Consider the following 500-nt stretch of genomic DNA (forward strand, 5'->3'; position numbering starts at 1 on the left):
CAACTGGAAGAAGCCCGCCAGGCCAAGATCGACGAAGTGAGCGACAGCCAGGAAATCCAGCAGCTGGAGCGCGCCTGCGAGCGCGCCGCCGCCGCCGAGCGCGCCGGCCAGACCCTGCCGCCGGGACAAAGCTACGACGAACTGCGCGAACGCCTGAACCGGGCGCGGCGCGAACAGGCCGACCCCGCCGATCCGGAATCGCGCAACCCGATCCGCCCGCGCGACATCCCCGGCCTGCGCATCCACGTCTGCACGCTGGTGGCGCCCGACGCGCTGGACGCCGCCGGCTGGGAAGCCATGCTGCGCCGCAACCAGCGCGAGGCCGATCGCCCCGCCGCCGCCGGCCAGGGCTATGACTGGCCCTTTGTCTACATCCACAGCAAGCTGATGATCATCAACGACGTGTTCATGACCCAGGGCTCGGCCAATATCAACACCCGCAGCATGCGCGTCGACAGCGAGCTGAACATCTGCCACGAACGCGGCGACATCAGCGCCGG

Annotated in this window: 1 protein-coding gene; it reads left to right on the forward strand. The window is 69.4% G+C overall.

What is annotated here, in order from left to right; translation table 11 throughout:
- The coding region (locus tag DB032_RS24490; protein ID WP_199226057.1) for a phospholipase D-like domain-containing protein at nt 1–500 on the forward strand (500 nt) is incomplete at both ends.

Origin of the sequence: Chromobacterium sp. Panama (genome assembly GCF_003052555.1) — a bacterium.
In the GTDB taxonomy this organism is placed as follows: Bacteria; Pseudomonadota; Gammaproteobacteria; order Burkholderiales; family Chromobacteriaceae; genus Chromobacterium.